A 22,864-nucleotide genomic window follows, 5' to 3' on the forward strand; every position below is an offset into this window, starting at 1 on the left:
TAAATAGATCAGGTTTTAGGTTGATCGATAATACTAAGAAGGGTTAAGTGTTGCCGAAAATCACTTTTTTGCCCGTCTGTAATCCTGATATCAAGTCTTTAATATTATGAATATCCAAATTACTCTGCGCGCGCGTACAGGCGACATAAAGCAAGCGCAATTCTTCTGGGCTTATTTTGACAGCATTGGTGGTGACATCATAATAAAAGTCATCATCCAATTGTACTTTTCCCCATTCCAGCCCTTTGGCTTTATGGGCCGTAGAGATGACATAGTCAGCATTTTCGATACTGGTTAGGCTGTTGACCGCTTGGCTGAGCACATTGGTGCCATGATCGTCGACCAATTTGACTAGGGTTTTTAGATCGCTGCCCTCAGAGGTTTCGGCGTACTCTTGTACATCACCCCAATTATAAAAATACGCCAGCTCGGGTACGCCGTAAGCGGATTTGCCGTTTTTTAAATTTTCTGCCGCCTGACAGAATTTGAGCATGCGATCGGTATCGGCTTGTAGCGCCACCCGATGGCCAAGTTTAAGACCTGTCAATAGCTGCGCCATGGCTGCGGCATTGGTACGGCACAAAATGGCATCTTTTTTACTATGTACCATGCCTTTGTCGGTAGAGGATTGTTTATTGGGATTGCCTTTTAGCGGTACGTCTTCTTGCAAGGCTTTTAATAGAGTATTGGCCACTTCTGCAATCGGTTCACCAAAGCGAAACGACTGGGTCAATAAGGTTTGCGGTAGGGGCAGTTTTTTCATGGCATTGACTGCACCGCGCCATTCGTAAATCTGCTGATGCGCGTCACCCACATAAATCACTTGCCGTGGCTGCTGAGTCAAAATCCCCATCATCAAGGGATCAGCATCTTGCGCTTCATCAAATAAGATAAAGTCCGCTGGAATGCTAGGCTTGGACAACGCCCAAAGCTTGAGATAAATGTCATGTCCGATACCGGCAGGATGACGGGCATCGATCGACTGTAGCCAGCGCTGCTCAACGGCAGGGTAGAGCATCTCACGTAGCTGCTCTGCATCTGACGCATCGAGCCAGCTTGGAAACAGTATGTGCCTGGGTGCAGGATAGCTGGCATGCGTACTACAAAAATTGCTCACAGCATCGCTGACGAATCGCGACAGACGAGCTGGCGTCAGGGTAATGTATTTATTCACGCCATCCATTTGCCGACGTACTTGCACAGGTTGCAATCCCAAATCATCACCGAGACGTTTGGGAGAAAAGCGTGGCAACGACAGCTTGGCAGTGATATCGCGAGCGACATGTCGATAGGCCAGCGAGTGAAAGGTGCGACATTCTACATGGGGCGGAAACTTGGAGCGAGCATCATTGGCAATGGCTTTGTTAAAAGCCAAGTACAAACCGCGTCCACGTAGACGTTCACCGATCAGTTTTAGTGTCGTTGTCTTACCAGCGCCCGCATAAGCGACCACTTTAAATGACTTGTGATCCATTGCCATATTCAGCGCACTCAGCTGCTCGTCAGTGGGATCGCTCATATAAGCTGGCATAGATGCGGACATAATAAAGCTACCTAAAATACGAAAAGGGATTAAAAACAACGACGGCAAAAAAGCCACTGCATAAACAATGGCTGATAGACGATAGTGATGCTCAATCGTGATAATAAGCACTGAGCTCATTCATGGGATAAGGGAAAAACAAAATAATGGTAAATTAAAACATTATTTTTTTCTATTGAATAGATTTATATCAAACCACGTAAGGACATTAAGTCTTTTATTCTTTATCTATTGAGGCAAGAGCAGGGCTAGGCTCATCTTTGATTAAAATTTTAGCCAAAAACAATCCAAGCTCAAACAATAACCACATTGGAATCGCTAGCATTAGCATCGATACGCCATCAGGCGGTGTGACGACGGCCGCCACGGCAAAACAACCAACAATAATATAACGACGTTTATCTTCTAGGCTCTGAATGGAGACAATGCCAGCCAATATCAATAGCAAGGTCACCACTGGAATCTCAAACGTTAACCCAAACACCATAAATAATTTTAAGGCAAAGTTTAGATAACTATCGATATCTGTCATCGGTAGGACGTTTTGCGGGGCAAACATGATAAAGAATTTCAACACGCCTTTTAGCACGATAAAATAAGAGAAAGCCACGCCAGCATAGAATAAAAAGATAGAAGACAGAAGCACTGGTATAGCGATTTTCTTTTCTTTTTTATACAAGCCAGGCGCGACAAATGACCAGATTTGGTAGAGAATATAGGGCATCGCCAAAAACGCGGCAACAAAAACGGTCAGTCGTATCGGTGCCATAAAGTTGGAGGTGATGTCTGTCGCAATCATCGTCGAGTTAGCAGGCAACTGGGCGACTAACGGATCTGACAAAAAATTATACAGCTCGCGTGAAAACCCTGCTAAACCCAAAAATATCACCAGTACCGCCACACATATTTTGATGAGGTGTCTACGCAGTTCAATCAGATGCTCAGTAATAGGCATATCAGCCAACGCATTTAAAACCTCGCCAGACTCCTTGTCATGGTCTGCCTTTGCCGTTGCTTTAACGTCTGGGGTATCTGGGTGAGCCACATCTATATCAGTGATTTTTTCTTGGCGGCTTTTTTTGCGTTTGAACAATCCCATTATTTGGTTTCCTGCTGATTTACAGAAGCCTGTGGCTTTAAGGGCTTGTCCAAATGAGCGTTTAATAACGTATCGGCCTTATAGTTCGGTAAGTATGGCGGCATAGGCAGACGACGCGCCTTGTCATAAGCACCTAGGCGAAACCACATGTTTTCCCATGGTCTGGTGATCATGGGTTGAGCAACTGGCAGAGTATTGCTACGGTTGGCCGCGCCTACACCATCATCGTTGAGATCGTGCTCTGGTTCTGGGCTGACTTCTGCGTGCTCTTTATTCGTGACGGTGGTATGTGTGGCCTTTATTGAGTGGCTTTGCGAGCTTTCAAACTCTTTCATATTGCCCCGCATCTCAGCCATCTCTCGCCTCATCTCTGCTTCAGTTTGGCGAATCTTAGCCAGCTCTTTTTGCATTTGTTGCCGTGTCTCAGCTAAGTCCAGCTCCGCCTCTATCTCAGACTGTAGGGTGGAGACCGTGCGACGAATCTTGGCATACCATTGCCCAGCGGTACGCGCTGCCTGAGGCAGTTTTTCTGGACCCAAGACAATGAGGGCGATAACACCAAAGAGGAGTAATTCAGAAAACCCAATATCAAACATAACGGCTGAATGTCACTATTTTAAATGAAGCAGGCTAGAGGCTGTAAGCGTTATACATTGTGCTTGTCATCAGCAGGCGCAGTATGAATATCGCTATCATTCACCTTTTTGTTTGCTGGATGTTCTGTTGTACGTGCATTGCCCTCGTGGTCGAGGACAACATGCTTTTTGGCATGATCGCTCTCTTCGTCTTTGACCGCTTCTTTAAAGCCTTTGACCGCACCGCCCAAATCTTTGCCAGCATTCCTGAGTTTTGAGGTGCCAAATACGACAACCACCACAACCAACAGTATCAGCCAATGCGTAATAGAAAAACTACCCATAATGGTATCCTTGTGACTTGGTTTTCAGTCTTTATATGCGTGCTTTGAGTTTATAAAAGCGTGAAAATAAAACAAAAAGCATCGATATATAGTTTGAAGTGAAACAGAGCTATATTATAACCTGCCCTTATGACAAAAAGGTGAAAGCAACCACAATCAAATAGATTAGGCGCTTATTTTGTCATTTTACAAGTTAACGTGCGGCTTTTTCATCGATTCCTGAGAGACCAAAGCGCCGACCCAGCTCGTTTAACACGGCATCTGACTCTATATCGAACCACGCCAGTCCAACCAAGGTATGAAACCAGACATCCGCCACTTCATAAATGAGCTCATGACGGGCCTCATCGTACTGCGCTTTGTCTCTATTTTCATCACAATTGGCAAAGTCTTTGGCAGCGATGATACTCTCCGTACTCTCTTCACCAACTTTTTCTAATATCTTATTCAAGCCTTTAGCGTACAAGCTGGCCACATAAGAGCTGTCAGCATCGGCTTGTTTTCGCTCTACCAATACCTGATCCAGTTGTTGTAACACCGAGTTTTTATCAACGCGTGCTTGGCCCGTGTCAGGGTTGGCAGTTGCGCGAGTGTTTTTGGTTTGAGAATTGGCACTGGTAGACTCATGGGCTTGATAAATATCAGCAGGGTCTTTTAGGACTTTATCAACCGTCTGCCATTTTGGTGTTTGGCCAGATAAATCTAAACGCTGGTAAAAACAAGACTCGCGCCCAGTATGGCAAGCAATGCCACCCGCTTGGGTGACACTAAGCACAATCACATCGGCGTCACAGTCCAAGCGAATATCATGTACGGTCTGAGTGTGACCTGACGACTCTCCTTTGTGCCACAATTTGGCCCGCGAGCGCGAAAAATAAACCGCGGTTTGTGTTTGCGCAGTCAATTGCAGCGCGTCGCTATTCATCCAAGCCATCATCAAAATACGACCAGACTTGTGATCTTGAGCAATTGCCGGAATTAAACCATCAGCATTAAAATTTATGGCGGTCAGCCAAGCAGGTAAAGTCATAATATGTCTATCATCTTATAGTGAAAAAGTAAAAAAAGGGTAAGGGGTTAGTCATTGACCATTCTATGGATGGTCAGAGTGATTTGAGTCAGACTGTTATCGGTATAAGGGCAACATTTGAATCAGTTGCTGTTTGAGCTGACATACTACTATCTAAGCTGACACCCTATTATTGTACGTGCGCCTAATGTATAGCGTCATTTTAATGCTTAAACAGATGCGGATACAACGCTTCTTTGATCGTGTGATCAAGTGGGGTTGTCTTATTCAGGCGAAAGTCATAACTGACAAAATGCTGCCGTGCTTTTGCCACCGTTTCACCCGTGTACATACGGGTGACTCTTGTTATCAAGTTGCCGCCCTTATCATACAGTGGCTCAACGCCCACCTCAAACAATAGCTCTTCACGTACCCGTACACGGCTCATGATATGTAGCTGTAACTCATCAACCAATAAGCCTTGATAGTCCGCGTTGACCTCTTTAATACCTTTAGAGTATAAAAACCTTAAGCGTGCCTCAGATAATAAAGCGGTCAGGGATTCAAGCGTCATATATTGCCCAGTATCGATTTCGGTATGACGCACACGCATTACCGTCTCGAAGACGAATAGATCATTATCAAAGTTTAACTCATGTTTTGACACGTTATCTCCTAGACTGATTGCAGGTGATGAGCTCTGCTTATCATGGGATAGGTGGGCTGCGTCATAATGATTATGACCATAGGATGTAGAGTCAATAAAAGTGGTCAATAGCGTTGCTTTATCGGTGCTTAGATTATACCAAAGCTTAGTGTTACTAAAGCACAGCTGCAACTGACATTCAATCTATTTAGAAAAATATTCGTTTTTTTATTAGGATGCTGTATGAGCAGATCGTCACTCAGCTCATACAGGTTGTTTGTCTTTATGGGCGACTAGAAGAGAGCCAAAACTTTACTTGGCAAAACAACGTGCTATCTGCTAAAATAGCGCCTCCCACCTCGAGGCAAATAGAGAGATAGTTGTTGTTTATATGATGATTATTCATTATTACTATTTGACGACCAGGTTCTAACACAGAAAAAGAGGCAAATCATCATGAAAGTTAAGATGAAAACCAGAAGCGGTGCCGCTAAACGCTTCAAAAAAACAGCGAACGGCTTTAAGCGTAAGCAAGCATTCAAAAGCCATATTTTGACCAAGAAATCAGCTAAGCGTATTCGCCAGTTGCGCGGTCTTAAGATGGTGGACAAGTCTGACGAAGCAGCAGTTCGTCGTATGTGCCCATACATCTAATAGCCTATTGTCACTTGTGTTTAATTAAAAATTATTTGATTAAAGATATCTGACTTTGCAATCTGACAACGATGTCTATTATTCAATGACATCGTGATTCGTTTAACAATGATTAAAGAAATCTTGGAGTAAATTATGGCCCGTGTAAAACGTGGTGTACAGGCAAATCGCCGTCACAAAAAAATCTTAAAGCGCGCAAAAGGCTACTACGGTGCCCGTTCACGTGTTTACCGCGTAGCGGTACAAGCAGTGACCAAAGCTGGTCAATATGCATATCGTGACCGTCGCAACAAAAAACGTACTTTCCGTCGTCTTTGGATCGCACGTATCAATGCTGGTGCACGCTTAAACGGCTTAAGCTATAGCCGCTTTATCAATGGCATGAAAAAAGCTAACATCGCCATCGATCGTCGCGTTCTAGCAGACATCGCTATGCATGATGCAGCGACTTTCACAGCATTGGTCGAAAAAGCAAAAGCGGAATTGGCCTAAATATTACCCATCCTTTAGGTATCAGGCTTACTTAAGCAAGTATCTAAACGGATAGGACTAATATTGATTAATAGTACGATATTAATAAAAGCTACCGCTGGTCGGTGGCTTTTTTTATATTAAATTATTTTAAGCGTATGCGATGTTGGACTTGATTGACGTCAAAACACGCTGATCACCGTCTAAATATTCAAGCCATTCATATCATCTGTCTTTGTACTAAAATGACTGGGTAAATGGTTTGCAATATTTGGTCAAATCCCTACAATTAACAGCCCGTTTAAATCAGGAATAATGCGTCTTATGACTACCCCTGCCGCCACCAACGACTTGTCGGCGCTACCGACCTTGTCCTCAGAGCTCAATGAGCTTAATGAAGCTCAGCTTATCGAGTTTGCGAGTGCCGCTGAAGCTTTAGTTCTGCAAGTAACCGATGCGCGTACCCTACAAGACTTACGAGTGCAATTGACTGGTAAGAAAAGCCCATTAACGGGCTGGTCAAAGCAGATGGGTAAGCTCGATGCTGACGATAAAAAGACCTACGGTGGCTGGTTGCATCAGGTGCGTAGCCGCATTCAGCAAGCACTGAGCGATCAGCAGCAGCAGCTTGAGGTCGCCGCGCTCAATGCCAAGTTAGAAGCCGAGAGTATTGATGTTACGTTACCTGCTCGCGGTGGGCAAAAGGGTCACTTGCATCCAGTCACCATGATTACCCAGCGTATGCAGCAGTACTTTGTTCAAGCAGGCTTCAACGTGGCAACTGGCCCTGAAGTTGAGAGCGATTACTACAACTTTGAGGCGCTAAATATTCCGTCGCACCATCCAGCCCGCGCGATGCACGATACTTTTTATTTTGATGCGCATTATTTACTGCGTACGCATACCAGCCCGGTGCAGATTCGGACCATGGAAAAGAATGAGCCGCCGATTCGTATTATTTGCCCCGGCCGTGTGTATCGCAATGATTCAGACCAAACTCATTCACCGATGTTTCATCAACTAGAAGGGCTCATGGTCACAGAGTCGAGCACTTTTGCTGAGCTAAAAGGGTTGATTAGCGAGTTTTTAGAGGCGTTTTTTGCCAAAGAGCTGACCGTACGTTTCCGTCCGTCATTTTTCCCATTTACAGAGCCTTCTGCTGAAGTAGACATCCTCGACGATAATGGCAAATGGCTTGAAGTGATGGGCTGCGGCATGGTGCATCCACAAGTGCTGACCAACTGCGGTATCGATAGTGACAAATACACAGGTTTTGCTTTTGGCATGGGTATTGAGCGCTTTGCGATGCTGTATTACGGTATCGATGATTTGCGTTTGTTTTTCCAAAACGACGTACGCTTCTTAAAGCAATTTGGCTAGAGTTTCGTTGTTAATACGTCTACCTTTACTCCAAAAATTTGATTCGAGATATTTATGAAAATTAGCGAACAGTGGCTACGTCAATGGGTAAATCCCGATAATACCAGTGAGCAGTTGGCCGAACAGCTGACCATGGCAGGGCTTGAGATTGACGATCGTTATGCAGTTGCCCGTGCATTCAGTGGCGTGGTCGTCGGTGAAGTCATCAGCATTGAGCCGCATCCAGATGCGGATAAGCTACGCGTCACACAGGTGAATATCGGTGGCGCTGAGCCCGTACAAATTGTCTGCGGCGCACCCAACGTTACTGTTGGTATGAAAGCACCAGTGGCTACCGTTGGTGCAGTATTACCGAGCGATGACAAGAAAGGCTTTAAAATCAAAAAAAGCAAACTGCGCGGTGTGGCTTCAAACGGTATGCTCTGCGGCGCATCCGAGATTGATTTAACCGATAGCATTGATGGTCTGCTTGAGCTGCCAGCTGATGCACCAGTCGGTACCGATATCCGTGACTATTTAGGCTTAGACAATCAGATATTGGATATCTCAATCACCCCAAACCGTGGCGATTGCTTTAGCGTACGCGGTATTGCCCGCGAGATATCGGTCATTAACAATTTGCCGATGCAAATGCCAGAGATCCCTGCCAATGTGGCAGTTACTGATAACGGCGCTGATACGCCTACGCCCGCCGTAACCGTCAGTGCAATAGAAGCGTGTCCACGTTATTTGTTGCAATCTATTAGCAATATCGATCGTAGTATCGACACACCAAAATGGATGCAAGACGCGCTGGTGCAATCCGGATTACGTTCGCATAACTTCTTAGTCGATGTGACCAACTATGTGTTGATGGAGTTGGGGCAGCCGCTACATGCATTTGATGCCGATACGATCAAAGGCGATATCGTGGTGCGTTTGGCACAGCCTGAAGAAAGCCTGACGTTGCTCAATGAGCAAACCATTACCTTAACGGGTGATGAGTTAGTGATTGCCGATGACAAAGGGGCGTTAGCACTTGCTGGTATCATGGGTGGTCAGCGTAGTAGTGTCACCGACAGTACGACCAACATCGTCTTAGAAAGTGCTTTTTTTAACCCGTTAGCGATCGCTGCGCGCGCACGCCGCTTTGGTCTTCATACTGATGCATCACAGCGCTTTGAGCGTGGGGTGGATTTTGAGTTACCAGAGATTGCGCTCGCACGAGCTTGTGATTTAATCACTAGCATTACGGCGGGGCAAGCTGGACAGATCGTGACAGTTGAGCACTCTAAATATCTGCCAGTGTGCGCGCCCATCACGTTGCCAATCGCTAAAGTCCGTGACGTTATTGGTATTGAGATTGATCCATCAGAGATGGTGCGTATCTTAATCCAACTGGGTTTTGACGTAGAGCAACAGAGCGACGCGCTGGTTTGCAAGCCGCCGTCTTATCGCTTTGATATGAGTATCCTCGAGGACTTGATCGAAGAGATTGCCCGCATCTATGGCTATGACAATATTCCAAGTGTCTTGCCGCATTTGCAAGTGAGTATGGATTATGACGATACCGCAGACTTGATTCATGAGATGAAGCTGGCGCTGGTCGACAACGGCTATATGGAAGCGATTAGCTTTAGCTTTAGCGATGCAAAACTAGAAGCCTTGCTCGATGATGAAGCATTGGGTGAGGTTTTGGCATTGGCCAACCCAATCTCTAGTGATTTGGCGGTGATGCGCCGTACTTTGCTCTCTAGCTTATTGCCATGTGTACAGTACAATCTAAACCGTCAGCAGCCACGTGTCCGTTTTTTTGAGACAGGCCTTAGCTTCGTCGGTCAGAGCGTGAGCGACTTGGTCCAAACACCAAGTATTGCTTTGGTGGCAGTGGGTGACGTATGGGATGAGCAAGCTTATCAAAATCGTGCGCTAGATTTTTATGACTTAAAACACGATATTGAGCAACTGCTACCAGCGCAAATCGATAGCGCCCGTATTCGCTATGAGCGTAGTGGGCTTGCCTTCTTGCACCCCGGCCAAAGCGCTAAATTATATATCGACGACGTATACGTTGGTTGGCTAGGTCAGTTGCATCCAAGCACGGCCAAACAGTTGGATTTGCCTACGACATGGGTGGCTCAATTGTCACTTGCGCCGTTGCTGACTCTCGCCCGTGAGCAGCATGCGATCACCACGCCTAGTAAATTCCCACAAGTACGTCGCGACATCGCCATCTTAGTAGATAGCGATACTAGCGTACAAACGCTAGCGTCAACGATACGTACTGCTGCCGGTAATCTATTGACCGATCTTTGGTTGTTCGATGTTTATCAAGGTGACAACGTACCAGCAGGACAGCGTTCATTAGCTTTTGCATTAGTGTGGCAAGACAGTACGCAAACCTTGTCTGACGAAGCAGTAAAAACGGCCACTGATAAGGTGGTGCAAGCGCTGGTTGACCAACACGCAGTGCAGCTGCGTGACAGCTAAAATTTGTTATCGTTAACACGTGATGCTCTATAGTCTTTTCATTGTTGAGGCTATAGAGCATTGCTATTTGTAAAAACTGTTATTGATAGGGCGTGCTAAGTGGTTATTAATAAAGGACTTTAATGCAATCTTTGTGAAAAAGAAGGCAAAAAACCTTTATAATAGCTACCCTCATACCGCTAAACCATGATATTTGACATCACGACATAGCATAGGAGTCGTACTGTGAGCACCTTAACCAAATCTGACATGATTGAGCATTTGATGAGTCATCTTAACCTCACACGCCAAGAAGGCCGCTGTTTGGTGGAGAGTTTTTTTGATGAATTGTCAGAGAGTTTGATTGATGGCAAAGAGGTCAAGCTTTCAGGCTTTGGCAACTTCGAACTGAAAGATAAAAATAGCCGTCCAGGTCGTAATCCTAAAACAGGAGAGCCTGTTGCAGTATCTGCACGCCGTGTGGTGACCTTTAAAACGGGACAAAAATTCCGTCAAAAAGTCGATGAGCGTCTGTTTGATGCTTAATGTAAACTGGCGCAGTTACTTTGTTGATAATTTAACTATTGACGCTATCGCCTTGTAAGGCATCAAATGGTTGGTGGCTTACACTAACTACTTAGAGGCGGCAACGAAAATGAAATATGAGTCATATTTATTAAGGCCTATAAAATAATAGGCATAAAAAAAGAGAGCACACGCTCTCTTTTTTACTACAGTCTATTTATCGCTTATGCAATAAAAATTACTGAGCTTCTTCAACAACTACAACTTCGTCAGCAGCGTCAACAGCTGGATCAGCAACTACAGGTTCTGCCACTGTAGGATCTGTTAGGTCAGTTGCAGTAGCGTCGATGTCAGCTTCTGCTTCAGCAACCGCCGCTTCAGCATCAGCAACTCCAGTTTCCGCTTCAGCAGTAACTTCGCCTTCAGCAGCAGCTTCGTTTAGCTCTTCTGAAGCGTCTTGTACTTCTTCTTGCGCATCAGCTAAATCTTCAGCAGCGTTTTCTTTGTTGCTGTCACAGGCAGTTAGGCCCATAGTTGCAGTCATGATACCAGCTAAAGCAAGTAATTTAAGTTTCATAAGGTTTTCTCCGGAAAAATGAAATGAGCAGTAGCAGCGAAAAAGGTTGAAATCCGAGATTTCCCAGAGTTCAACTAATCTAAGTCACAGCTACTCAGCTTCCACGCATTCTATACGCTTTCTATCTAAATAGAAATAGGTTGTACAATTAAGTAACAATAAAAGTGAAAAATAATTTTTTACTTTGTTTACTTAATATAATTTCTCATACAAACATTTGAATTAATCATCGTATAATCAATGACATCAAGCCGTTAGCAGAGTTTTTCGCTGTCTTGATTTCTCTCTATTTTCTCAGTCATTATGCGAATTATATAGTTAGAATTGGTAAGCGAGACGTGTGTTTTTGTTAGTAATAGGCAAAACATTTAGACACTCGTTCACAGCACTGACTGACACATTAAAAGGTAGGAAATTGACACAGTAAACTAAGCTATACAAGCGAGGATTAAACTAAAAACCACATAACGGCAAAACTATCAATAATAACTATCAATACGAATAGCGGTATATATCGTATGGTTGAGGAATAATAATATGAAATGGCAAGGCAGACGAGGCAGTTCTAACGTACGTACAAGCAAGGGGGGCGGAAAGCTGATCGGTGGTGGCATCGGCGGTATTGTTATTGCGGGTATTTTGTGGTTGGTGTTTGGCGTAAATCCAATGACCGCTTTGCAAACGGGTCAAGTAGTAACGGGAGGGGGCGGTACCTCTACCGAACCTGCGACCAGTACCGACCGAGATACGCAGTTTGTAAAAGTGGTGTTAGCGGATACAGAAGAGGTCTGGCATCAGATATTTAGTGAAGCGGGGAGCACTTATAAAGAGCCTTCTTTGATATTGTTTAATGGTCAAGTCAGTTCAGCCTGTGGAAGTGCCAGCGCGGCAACAGGTCCGTTTTATTGTCCAGGGGATCAGACGGTTTATTTGGATACGTCGTTCTTTGTAGAGATGCGTCAAAATCTTGGAATTGCAGGTGACCAGCAAGGCTCTGGTGGTCAAGACAACCAAGGCAAGGCTGGTGATTTTGCTCAGGCTTATGTCATCGCCCATGAAGTCGGTCATCATGTACAGACACTGCTTGGCATTACCCAGCAAGTTGGTGAGGCTAGTCGCCAAGTCACGCGGGCAGAAGCCAATAAGCTGTCAGTATTACAAGAGCTACAGGCGGATTGTTTTGCGGGGGTTTGGGCGCAGCGTAATCAAGAGCGTGTACAGTTTTTGGAAGCGGGTGATATCGATGAGGCCATCAATGCCGCCGGCCAAATCGGTGATGATCGCTTAGCACGAGCCAGTGGTGGGGCGGTAGTACCTGATAACTTCACTCATGGTACCAGTCAGCAGCGTATTCAGTGGTTTACCCGTGGACTGGAGAGTGGCAACGTACAGTCCTGTGATACTTTTAGTGGCGCTTTATAAAATAGTGGCGCTTTATAAAAATTAATAAACATGCCCAAAAAAGCCTGCAACGTCGATTGCAGGCTTTTTTATGTGCTAAGGCGTCTGGTTTAACGAGACTGCCTTACAATAGAGTGGCGTGATTCTTAAGTCTCTTAAGTAATAATACAGCGATTATCTGCTGTTATCAAGAATATACGCACCTGCACCACCAACGGCTGCCCCACCAAGGGCGCCACGAGCGATATCTTTACTGTCGCCACCACTTCTGATTAGAGCACCGGCCGCCGCGCCAGCCGCCGCGCCTTTGGCTGTATTACTCAAACCACTATTGTATCCACCAGTTGAGCAACCGCCCATAATAAGAGCCGAGCTAGTAAGAGCAGTCATTGCGATAGTTTTAGCAAATTTCATAGTATCACCTGTTAGGTTATCAAAATTAAAAAACGATATTTCCGTTGCCACTCATTTTAATGCGTCATGCTAAATTAAAACATCTGGGCAATGAGCTTAGAATAATCGATTGTGCTACCGCAAGAATCATTGAAGTGTGCAGTAAAAGGATTACAGTAAGGACGGCAAATATCTCAGAACTCCTACTACTATCAAGATTGATAGCAAAGTACATCTATACTGGCACCTATACTAACCTGTCTCACAGCTACTAGGCGTAGTAAAAGCGCTAAAGTTTGCAAACACCCTGTAAACTATGTTTCTCCACTGTATCGTTGCGAGGGCTTGGCCGAGAGCTGTTGTATTGATCAGCCGCTAATAGTTTCTACTACCCATCTTTTTACCGCTTGTAAAAAGAAAAAGACCGCACAAAGGCGGTCTTCATTAATGACGGTAAGTCTCTGCTGAGCCAACCGAAAAAGTATTGGGCTAAGCTTGGAACAGCGGATTAATTCTGTGATTTGCGCTTCATCTGTTCAAAGAACTCATCATTGGTCTTCGCTTCTTTGAGGCGATCCAATAAAAATTCTGTTGCTTGTACCCCATCCATCGGCTGCAGCAATTTACGCAAGATCCAAACTTTACGCAGTTTATCTTCATCGAGCAGACGCTCTTCGCGGCGTGTACCAGATTTTTTGATGTTAATCGCCGGGAAGACGCGCTTTTCTGCCAAGTCGCGCTCAAGGGTAATCTCTTGGTTACCCGTTCCTTTGAATTCTTCAAAGATAACGCTGTCCATCTTACTCCCAGTATCGATAAGGGCACTGGCAATGATGGTCAAGCTGCCGCCTTCCTCAACGTTACGAGCCGCACCGAAGAAGCGTTTTGGACGCTCTAGCGCATTAGCATCTAGACCACCAGTCAACACTTTGCCCGATGAAGGGATAACGGTGTTATACGCTCGGGCAAGACGAGTAATAGAGTCAAGTAGAATGACGACGTCTTGCTTGTGCTCGACCAAACGCTTGGCTTTTTCGATGACCATCTCAGCGACTTGTACGTGACGCTGCGGCGGCTCATCAAAGGTAGAGGCAACCACTTCACCGCGGACGGTACGTTCCATTTCGGTGACTTCTTCTGGACGCTCATCAATCAATAGGACGATAAGATAGCATTCAGGATTATTGCGGGTGATTGACTGAGCGATTGACTGTAGCAGCATCGTTTTACCGGCTTTTGGCGGTGCCACGATGATTGAACGCTGACCTTTACCAATCGGGGCGATGAGGTCAATGATACGTCCCGTCAAGTCTTCAGTGGTGCCATTACCAAGTTCCAGCTTTAGCTGTTCAGTGGGGAATAGCGGTGTTAAATTCTCAAAGATCAGCTTATGACGTGAACGATCTGGCGTGTCAAAGTTGATTTCGCCGACTTTTAGTAGCGCAAAATAACGCTCAGAATCCTTTGGCGGGCGAATCGTACCAGCGATACTGTCACCAGTCTTGAGGCTAAAGCGACGAATTTGACTAGGGCTGACGTAAATGTCGTCAGGGCCGGCCAAATAAGAGCCCTCTGACGAGCGCAAAAAGCCAAAACCATCCGGAAGAACCTCAAGCACACCGTCACCATAAATGGCTTCACCGTTACGGGCATGGGTTTTTAGGATGGCAAAGATAATGTCTTGTTTACGGCTACGCGCCATATTATCAAGTCCCATTTCTTTGGCGATGGCCAATAGCTCAGCGATTGATTTTTTCTTTAATTCAGTTAGATTCATAGGTAGGTCATTAGCAATTGATCAGATGAGAGATGCCATTAGCAGCACAAGTCACGACAGTGATTAAAACAGCGATAGTATGGTGATAGAGGGTGCGTGCACAGAGCTAGGGCTTATGTAGTTTGGGTGTTACGAGTCAGCTTATGTACGCATGGCAATCATGTGATGCAAGGTAATAAGAAATAAGGATAAAGAAGGCTACATAAGAGTCTGCGACAAAAACTCAATATCAGTCATTGTGTTTAGTCATTTCGTTTAGCAATGGTATTTATAACGACGATTGTGTTTTTGTTGATAAACACGAGGAGAATAGCGATAAGACACTTAGGAAAACCGTTAGTTTTCTCTTGTCAGCAGACTATACGGTTTTCGTAATGACGTTGTCAATAAATTTTGCCAAAAAAGTCGTAAAATGACGCTTTTTGCATAAAAAATAAGCAAAAAAGCCACTATCTGGGGGAGATAATAGCTTTTTTGATGATTCTATAGTGTGTACAGAGCGCTCGTATTAGACGGGCTAAGACAAGCGATGCTTCACTTACAGATGCTTGTCTAGTACTTTTGCCAATTCAGCTTTTGGCTGTAGACCCATGACTGAGTCAACTTTTTCGCCGTCTTTGAACACAAATAGCGTTGGGATGTTACGGATACCAAAACGGCTTGCTGCCTGTGGGTTATTATCCACGTCGACTTTAACAATTTTAACTTTGCCTTGGTACTCAGTGGCTAGATCTTCTAAAATAGGGGCGATCGCTTTACAAGGACCACACCAAGTTGCCCAAAAGTCTACCAGTACTGGCACATCTGACTCCAACACATCTTGGTCAAAGTTTGCATCGGTGGTGTTTACAATAAGGTCTGACATAATTTTATCTCTCTTGTTTTATTGTTTCTATCGTCATTCATCAACTGATATATTGGTTCTATAATAGCGTGATGAGTGGCCAAAGAATCGTTTAGAAGTGGTAAAAATGTGCCATTATATTAACATGTTTGCTCACACTTGGCAGAGGCAGGCTGGTTAAATTGTTTAACAATTACGTTTAGCACAATAAATCGAACATAACGACACAGGTTGTGTTTTATCTGTCACTTGCTTTATCTGCGGTCATACTTGCCTACCAAGTCAGTATTGCCCCAATTTTTAGTTCACAATTTGTTTTAAATTTTAGTCCATGAATACCGATGACTTTCAATTGAAGTCTATTAATATAAGTAGCCCATTTTATGCCTTTTACTGATGAAGAAGTCGAAATCCTTAACGCACAAGAAAACGCCTATCCGCCTGAATTTTTTCAAGCGTTTGCGCAAGACATCACGGTTTATGAAGACGATGACATCTGGGTAGTTGACAAGCCAGCAGGTCTGTTAAGTGTCGATGGCAAAACGTTAAAAGTGAGTCTGCTTGCTCGTCTTGAGCGTGCCAATCCAGCGGTTAAGTTGATTCATCGCCTTGATATGGATACCTCAGGGCTGCTCATTTTTGCCAAAAATGCAGCGGCACAAACCCATATCAGTAAACAGTTTATCGAGCGGTTACCACAAAAAAAGTATCAAGCGCGGGTCTTTGGTCAGTGGGGGAGTGTGGGGGCTACTGGCGAGATATCAGTGCCAGTACGCTATGAGCCTAGCACAAAACCGCGCCATATCGTCGATCATGACTGGTCAAAGCATGCGTTAACTTTGTACGAAGTTGTGGCTCATGAGGAGTGCGGTGGTCAGCCCGTCACTCGGGTCATGTTAAAGCCTGTGACGGGACGTAGCCATCAGCTACGCGTCCACATGGTACATGTCGGTCATGTGATGATTGGTGATCCCATTTATGCTGAAGGCACAGCGTTAGACATTGCCCCAAGGCTCAATCTACACGCGCAGCAATTGCGCCTCAAGCATCCCACGCTTGGCGCATGGATGGACTGGGAAAGCCCGAGTCCTTTTTAGCGCGGTCGTCTTTTATATTTGTTTGTGTTGGGGGAGCTTGTGTGAGCGGCGAGGACACATACGTTATGGTATGTTAATCGTTTATTGTGACTAAGCTCATGGTGTAAAAAAATCATGCAAATACAGGGATGAGATTATGCTTGATATGACTGCGGCCAAACAGGCTGTTAAAAATCGCTTCAAATCTAAAAAGTCTTTATCACACACGCCAGTCGATTATGAGGTGCTTATTATCGGCGCTGGTATTGCAGGCATCGGTATGGCCTGCCGTTTACAACAACAAAAGCACAAAGGACGGTTTGGTCAGAAAAAACCGAAGCAGCATCAGCAAAACAGTACTCAACGATTTGTGATATTAGAAAAACGAGCAGATTTGGGAGGGACGTGGGATTTATTTACTTATCCGGGGATTCGCTCTGACTCTGACGCGTTGACTTTTGGCTATAGCTTTCGCCCGTGGTTAGATCATCGGATGTTGGCAAAAGGCGCTGATATTAAGCGTTATGTTGCTGATACGGCGCGCGATTTTGCTGTTACTGAGCACATTCGTTATCAGCACGAAGTGCAGCAGCTGTCTTGGTCAAGTAGACATCAGCAATGGACAGCGATGGTTAAAAATCATCGTAGTGGTGAAGTGTTTACGCTAACCGCCAAATTCGTGGTGGGTGCAACTGGCTATTATGATTATGAGCAAGGGTATCGACCGTATTTTGATCAAGAAGCGGTGTTTCAAGGTCGTATTGTCCATCCGCAACATTGGCAAAATCTCAACTACCAAGATAAAAAAGTCGTGATTATCGGTAGCGGTGCCACCGCGATGACGCTATTGCCAGCTTTGGTGGATGAGGCAGGTGAGCAATGTGCACGCCACGTCACCCTGTTGCAACGCTCGCCCACGTATGTGGCCAGTGTCGCCGGTGATGATTATGCGCTCGACTGGCTGTCTGGTAAGTTCTCCCCTTTATCAAAGGAGCAAGCTTATACGGTATTGCGTGCTCGTAATGTGCTGATGCAACAAGGTATTTATCGCGCCGCCATCTTTGCGCCGAAGGTGATGAAAGCATTGTTAAAACAGGGTGTTAAAAAAGAGCTAAAGGGCAGTAATGTGGATGTGGCGCATTTTGTGCCCGATTACAATCCTTGGGATGAAAGGCTTTGTGCGGTGCCAGACAGTGATCTATTCAAAGCCTTACATAGCCCACGTGCCCAAATGGTGACTGATGAGATTGACCAGTTTACGAAGACAGGTATCATGCTCAAATCTGGCAAACATCTAGATGCCGATATCATTGTGACAGCCACTGGGCTGCAATTACAAATGCTCGGCGGTGCTACCGTCTATATCGATGGTCAGGCGGTGGACATTGGCACTCGCATGACCTACAAGGCCGTCATGATTGAAGGTGTGCCAAATATGGTAGCGCTATTTGGCTATACCAACGCCTCATGGACGCTAAAAATTGACTTGGCGTGTCAGTATGTCGTGCGCTTGCTGGGCTACATGCATCAGCATCGGTATCAAGTAGCACTGCCGCAAGCAAAAACTGACCGTGCCCAAGCGCATATTCAACCGGATACGGTCATGGGTGCTCTATCAGCAGGGTATGTTCAGCGCGCAAAAGACACGCTGCCCAAGCAAGGCGATCGCTATCCTTGGTACGTGACCAACAATTATCTAAGCGACCGCGTGATGCTTAAATACCGCAAAATAACAGACGACTGGCTACATTTTAGTCGCTAATGCTTAGGTTGTGAGTTGTTATGACTGACTGTCAATAAAGTTGGCCACTTGCTTGCTTAGTATTTGCCATAAAGTATCTTGGGCGCTTTTACTGCCCCAAGCGTTATGCGGGCTGAATATAACGCGCGGATGATCGGCAAGGGTTAATAAAGGATCATCATTCGTGATCGGTTCTTGTTCGAACACGTCGCTGGCATAACCGATGATTTGTTCATTATTGATCGCATCCGTTAAAGCCTGACTGTCGACGATGCCGCCACGCGCCACATTCACAATGAGGGGGTGTTTGGTCATTTTTGCCAACGTGTCTTTGTTAATAAGGTGCTGGGTTTGTTCGTTTAATGGGCAGTGTAGACTGATAACATCAGCACGAGCAAGGACTTCCTCAAACGCGGTATAGTCATCACTGCGCGGCTCGCACCCTTGATGCTCGGCCCATAGTACGGTCATACCAAAGGCCCGGGCGATTTCAGTGACGCGCTTACCAATGGTGCCGACGCCAATAACTCCCAGTGTCTTATCTTCTAGATCGATCAGTGGGATATCGAGTAGACAAAAATTACCGTTTGCCCGCCACGTGCCATCAGCGACTTTTTGATGATAATGCATACCCGCGCGCATAGCAGTCAACATCAGCATAAAAGTATGCTCTGGCACACTTTTGACCGCGTAACCTGCGACATTATAAAGTGCAACGTTGTGTTTATCGCAAGCATCTTGATCGACGTTATTCATACCCGTAGCCGTCAATTGAATCAGCTTGAGTTTGGGCAAGTTTGCGATGACGTCTGCGCCAATTTGAACTTTATTGGTAATGACAATATCGGCATCACGGCAGCGCTCAATGATGACTGCCGCATCTTTTGGTGTGTCATGATAAGTGATGTAATCACTCACGCCAGCGGGCGCGGGCAAATCGATGCCTTCAGAGAACGTGCCTTTGTCTAAAAAAACGGCTTGCATGATTGTTCCTTATTTATTCTTTTCATAGCGATAGTGGAGGGTGGTGGTCGACTTAATGTAGCACGTTGGGATTTTTAGTCAAAAATGAATCGGCCAAATACCTTATAATCTTAATAGGTATCGCAATGTGCCTCTTGAAAATTCAACTTAACGCACTCATCTAGCCGCTAACGTTATATAATGGTTCGGCTGAACGGCTTGATTTATATTACGACATCGCGCTCCCGTCTGTTGACGCTTAGCTGCGTGAGTAACCTGAGCCGTTATCAATAGCCACCGTTGCTATCTATTTTCTTATCATCTGAGTACAAAAGACATCGCCCTATGACTATCTCTATCGCTTCATTGCACAGCACCGAATTCGCCGTTGGTCAACGTTATTTATCTGATACGGAGTCCGAGCTGGGCTTAGGCGTGGTCATCGATGTAGACGACCGATGTGTGCATATTTTATTTCCTCAAAGTGAAGAGACGCGCGTCTATGCAAAAAACTCTGCGCCATTATCGCGCGTAGTGTTCAAAGTCGGCGATAGCATCTATGATCAAGACGGCAAAAGTTATACCGTCAATGCCGTTGATGAAGTAATGGGCGTGCTCAAGTATGGCGTCGATGAGCACGAGCGCGGAATCATGGAGACCCGTCTTGCTGCCAATATCACGCTAGCAAAACCGCTTGAACGTCTGCTGGCTGGCCGTATTGAACGTGGCGATTGGTATGAGCTGCGTCAAGACATATTGCGTATGCAGTCAGCGCTGGCAGGACATCCGCTTAAAGGGTTGATGGGTGCTCGTGTCGATATCATTGAGCATCAGCTGTATATTGCGCACGAAGTTGGCAAACGTATCGCGCCGCGTGTTTTGCTCGCTGATGAAGTGGGCTTGGGTAAGACCATTGAAGCAGGTTTGATTATTCATCAGCAACTCCTGACTGGTAAGGCTGAGCGTGTACTCATTCTTGTGCCGGACAGCTTGCAATATCAGTGGATGATTGAGCTGCGTCGTCGCTTTAATCTAAACTTTGCGTTGTTTGATTTGGTGCGTACTGCTGCGATCAAAGAGCACGATCCTGAGCAAAACGTCTTTGCCACTGAGCAATGCATTATCGCTGGTATGGATCTGCTGCTCGACCATCCTGACTTATATGACCAAGCGATGGATGCAGGGTTTGATCTGTTGGTGGTCGATGAGGCGCATCATCTGCATTGGGATGAAGCGCAAGGCGGCAATGATAAATATGACTTGATTGCCGACTTTGCAGAAGAAACCCCTGGGGTAATGCTGTTAACAGCGACCCCTGAGCAGCTTGGTGCGCAAAGTCACTTTGCTCGCTTGCGCCTATTAGATCCAGATCGTTTTGATGATCTAGATGAGTTTATCGATGGTCAAGAAGCCTTCGCTGAGACGGCCGCTGTTGCTGGCGTATTGATAGAAGATAAACCGTTAAGCGAGGGACAAATCGCCGCGTTAAGTAGCTTACTAGATATTAGCGTGGATGAGCTTGCGGCAATCAATGAAGATGAAAAATTGCGAACCTATGCGCTCAATGAGCTGCTAGATCGCCATGGCACGGGCCGTATTTTGTTCCGTAACACGCGTGAGAGCGTCAAAGGGTTCTATGGTCGTAGCAGTCAGCCGTATCCGCTGCCATTACCTGAAGCATGGAAAGACAGCTATCAGACCAATGGTAAATTGCGCGAGCAGTTATGGGGAGAAGAGAACCAACCGGATGGTGGCTGGCTAGAAGATGACCCACGTGTGTCTTGGTTGATTGAGATATTGCGAGGCGAGCTGAAACAGCAAAAGGTGTTGCTGATTGCGCGTAGTGGTGCGACGGTTGAGAGTCTAGAGGCGGTATTGCGTCTGCATGCTGGCATTAAGACGGCTATTTTTACCGAACAGATGACCTTGCTTGAGCGTGACCAAGCAGCGGCGTTTTTCGCCGATAGCGAAGGCGCACAGATATTATTGTGCTCGGAGATTGGCTCGGAAGGGCGTAATTTCCAGTTTGCCAGCCAACTGATACTATGGGATTTGCCCGCTAACCCTGATACATTAGAGCAGCGTATTGGCCGCTTAGATCGTATTGGCCAAACGCAGCAAATCATGTTGCACATCCCATATGTCCAAGGGACGGCGCAAGAGCGTCTTTATCAGTGGTATAACGATGCGCTAAATATGTTTAATCAGATTTCTCCGACCGCGCAAAGTGTGCAAGAGCAGTATATCCAAGCGCTAAAGCCAATACTTGAAGGTGCCGACACGGCTGTTAATCGCACTAGCTTACAAGACGTCATCGCAGAAGCACTACAAACGCGATTGGGACTAGAGGCGCAACTACAAGCGGGCCGTGATCGCCTGCTGGAGTACAACTCGTGTCGTCCGCGTGTGGCGGGGCGTATTGCTGATGCCATGCGTGATTTTGATAGCCACAATTTATTACCGCAGTTTATTGAGCGCTTTTTTGCCTCCGCCAATATTGACCATAACATTCAACGTGATGGCTCGTGGGTCATCGCACCGATTGACAGCACCGAGATCAGTGATTATATCGATGGCTTACCGCTGGGCGATGAAGATGGCATGACGCTCACCTTCGAGCGTGAGCAAGCGCTGCAACGTGAAGACATCGACTTTATCACGCACGAGCATCCACTGATGCGTGCCATTTATGAGCTGGCGAGTACCAGCACCTTTGGTAATACGACGGTTGCGATGTTAAAAAGCGCGGCTGTACCACAAGGCATGGTACTACTTGAAGTGAATTTTCGCGTAGAAGCGATTGCACCAAAAGTACTCAACTTGCCAGCGACCTTAACCACGCAAAATATCCGTGTCTTTATCAGTGAGCAGGGCAGTGATTTATCCGCTCGCATCAGCGCCGATATGATTATGCCGCACATTGAACGTTTGGATAAAAACCGTGCGCGCCAAGTGATTAAAGTACGTGGTGATGTGATTGAGCAGCGTTATTATGAAGCCGAAGACATCGCCCGTGAGCAGTTAACGCAGATTGGTGAGCAAGCAAGCGCGCGCTTTAGCCAACAGTGGTCACGTGAAATCAAACGCCTCAAACATCTGCAAACCATCAATCCTAACGTACGCCCCGAAGAGATTGAACGCTTAGAGCAGTTAAAAGCTCAGGGCGAGCAAGCCCTTGGTAACTTATCTTTGGTTCCAGACTCTATTCGCGTTCTCGTAGCAGTGAAGCCCTAACGGTAAGACAGTCATAAAAAACGAGGTGTGCTAAACATCTCGTTTTTTTATGTTCGACAATGCTTTTATCGCTTTATTGGCTGGGTGGATGAAACAGCAACTCGTAAGTCGGCTGTTACTATCTAGTCAAAGCCTTCAATATTGGGTAAGATGTTTATCTTGCC

Annotated in this window: 20 protein-coding genes; 9 read left to right on the top strand and 11 right to left on the bottom strand. The window is 45.8% G+C overall.

The window, feature by feature from the left end:
• Positions 1-43: 43 nt before the first annotated feature.
• The 6 genes from JFC06_RS06790 to JFC06_RS06815 form a co-directional block, all read right to left on the bottom strand.
• Positions 44-1,543, bottom strand: a complete 1,500-nt coding sequence (locus JFC06_RS06790) for a UvrD-helicase domain-containing protein (protein ID WP_198334475.1) — start codon at positions 1,541-1,543, stop codon at positions 44-46.
• 217 nt (positions 1,544-1,760) lie between these two features.
• Positions 1,761-2,498 (bottom strand): twin-arginine translocase subunit TatC, encoded by a 738-nt coding sequence (gene tatC, locus JFC06_RS06795; RefSeq protein ID WP_404815019.1) that lies wholly within the window; start codon positions 2,496-2,498, stop codon positions 1,761-1,763.
• Between the two features lie 143 nt (positions 2,499-2,641).
• Positions 2,642-3,238, bottom strand: a complete 597-nt coding sequence (gene tatB, locus JFC06_RS06800) for a Sec-independent protein translocase protein TatB (RefSeq protein ID WP_198334439.1) — start codon at positions 3,236-3,238, stop codon at positions 2,642-2,644.
• 50 nt (positions 3,239-3,288) lie between these two features.
• Positions 3,289-3,561 carry a Sec-independent protein translocase subunit TatA gene (gene tatA, locus JFC06_RS06805; RefSeq protein WP_198334440.1) on the bottom strand — a complete coding sequence of 91 codons (273 nt, stop codon included), beginning with the start codon at positions 3,559-3,561 and terminating at the stop codon, positions 3,289-3,291.
• A gap of 193 nt (positions 3,562-3,754) precedes the next feature.
• Positions 3,755-4,591 carry a bifunctional phosphoribosyl-AMP cyclohydrolase/phosphoribosyl-ATP diphosphatase HisIE gene (gene hisIE, locus JFC06_RS06810; RefSeq protein ID WP_198334441.1) on the bottom strand — a complete coding sequence of 279 codons (837 nt, stop codon included), beginning with the start codon at positions 4,589-4,591 and terminating at the stop codon, positions 3,755-3,757.
• Positions 4,592-4,793: 202 nt separating this feature from the next.
• On the bottom strand, positions 4,794-5,237 hold the full coding sequence (locus JFC06_RS06815; RefSeq protein WP_198334442.1) for a thioesterase family protein: 444 nt from the start codon (positions 5,235-5,237) through the stop codon (positions 4,794-4,796).
• A gap of 435 nt (positions 5,238-5,672) precedes the next feature.
• Between JFC06_RS06815 and rpmI the strand changes: the two genes are divergently transcribed.
• The 5 genes from rpmI to JFC06_RS06840 all read left to right on the top strand — a co-directional run bounded on the left by rpmI (position 5,673) and on the right by JFC06_RS06840 (position 10,715).
• Positions 5,673-5,870 (top strand): 50S ribosomal protein L35, encoded by a 198-nt coding sequence (gene rpmI / locus JFC06_RS06820; RefSeq protein WP_011281253.1) that lies wholly within the window; start codon positions 5,673-5,675, stop codon positions 5,868-5,870.
• Positions 5,871-6,005: 135 nt separating this feature from the next.
• Complete coding sequence (gene rplT / locus JFC06_RS06825; protein ID WP_011281252.1) at positions 6,006-6,362, top strand: 50S ribosomal protein L20; 357 nt, start codon at positions 6,006-6,008, stop codon at positions 6,360-6,362.
• Positions 6,363-6,665: 303 nt separating this feature from the next.
• Complete coding sequence (gene pheS / locus JFC06_RS06830) at positions 6,666-7,721, top strand: phenylalanine--tRNA ligase subunit alpha (RefSeq protein WP_198334443.1); 1,056 nt, start codon at positions 6,666-6,668, stop codon at positions 7,719-7,721.
• Between the two features lie 54 nt (positions 7,722-7,775).
• Positions 7,776-10,190 carry a phenylalanine--tRNA ligase subunit beta gene (pheT, locus tag JFC06_RS06835; RefSeq protein WP_198334444.1) on the top strand — a complete coding sequence of 805 codons (2,415 nt, stop codon included), beginning with the start codon at positions 7,776-7,778 and terminating at the stop codon, positions 10,188-10,190.
• Positions 10,191-10,415: 225 nt separating this feature from the next.
• A complete protein-coding gene (locus tag JFC06_RS06840) occupies positions 10,416-10,715 on the top strand; it encodes an integration host factor subunit alpha (protein WP_193005535.1) in 300 nt (99 codons plus the stop codon).
• A gap of 217 nt (positions 10,716-10,932) precedes the next feature.
• Here the strand turns inward: JFC06_RS06840 and JFC06_RS06845 are convergent, their stop codons facing one another.
• Positions 10,933-11,271, bottom strand: coding sequence for a hypothetical protein (locus tag JFC06_RS06845; protein WP_193005534.1), 339 nt, complete (start codon positions 11,269-11,271; stop codon positions 10,933-10,935).
• 537 nt (positions 11,272-11,808) lie between these two features.
• Here JFC06_RS06845 and ypfJ point away from each other — a divergent pair.
• Positions 11,809-12,693, top strand: a complete 885-nt coding sequence (ypfJ, locus tag JFC06_RS06850) for a KPN_02809 family neutral zinc metallopeptidase (protein ID WP_193005533.1) — start codon at positions 11,809-11,811, stop codon at positions 12,691-12,693.
• Positions 12,694-12,846: 153 nt separating this feature from the next.
• On the opposite strand, the gene JFC06_RS06855 is transcribed toward ypfJ, so the two are convergent.
• From JFC06_RS06855 to trxA, 3 genes are all read right to left on the bottom strand, one after another.
• Positions 12,847-13,086 (bottom strand): hypothetical protein, encoded by a 240-nt coding sequence (locus tag JFC06_RS06855; protein ID WP_193005532.1) that lies wholly within the window; start codon positions 13,084-13,086, stop codon positions 12,847-12,849.
• 487 nt (positions 13,087-13,573) lie between these two features.
• Entirely contained in the window at positions 13,574-14,842 is a 1,269-nt protein-coding gene (rho, locus tag JFC06_RS06860; protein WP_068403707.1) for a transcription termination factor Rho, read from the bottom strand.
• A 538-nt stretch (positions 14,843-15,380) separates the two neighbouring features.
• Positions 15,381-15,707, bottom strand: coding sequence for a thioredoxin (gene trxA, locus JFC06_RS06865; RefSeq protein ID WP_193005531.1), 327 nt, complete (start codon positions 15,705-15,707; stop codon positions 15,381-15,383).
• Positions 15,708-16,069: 362 nt separating this feature from the next.
• Here trxA and JFC06_RS06870 point away from each other — a divergent pair, with 362 nt between their 5' ends.
• Positions 16,070-16,783: an RluA family pseudouridine synthase gene (locus JFC06_RS06870; protein ID WP_198334445.1), complete on the top strand. Its 714-nt coding sequence runs from the start codon at positions 16,070-16,072 to the stop codon at positions 16,781-16,783.
• Between the two features lie 136 nt (positions 16,784-16,919).
• The gene (locus tag JFC06_RS06875; protein ID WP_198334446.1) at positions 16,920-18,524 is read left to right on the top strand and encodes a flavin-containing monooxygenase; all 1,605 of its coding nucleotides are present in this window, start codon (positions 16,920-16,922) and stop codon (positions 18,522-18,524) included.
• 18 nt (positions 18,525-18,542) lie between these two features.
• Here JFC06_RS06875 and JFC06_RS06880 read toward each other — a convergent pair whose 3' ends face one another.
• Positions 18,543-19,487 (bottom strand): D-2-hydroxyacid dehydrogenase, encoded by a 945-nt coding sequence (locus tag JFC06_RS06880; RefSeq protein WP_198334447.1) that lies wholly within the window; start codon positions 19,485-19,487, stop codon positions 18,543-18,545.
• 324 nt (positions 19,488-19,811) lie between these two features.
• Here JFC06_RS06880 and rapA point away from each other — a divergent pair, with 324 nt between their 5' ends.
• Positions 19,812-22,700: an RNA polymerase-associated protein RapA gene (gene rapA, locus JFC06_RS06885; protein ID WP_198334448.1), complete on the top strand. Its 2,889-nt coding sequence runs from the start codon at positions 19,812-19,814 to the stop codon at positions 22,698-22,700.
• Positions 22,701-22,864 lie beyond the last annotated feature (164 nt).

This window comes from Psychrobacter namhaensis, from assembly GCF_016107545.1.
Classification (GTDB): Bacteria; Pseudomonadota; Gammaproteobacteria; order Pseudomonadales; family Moraxellaceae; genus Psychrobacter; species Psychrobacter namhaensis.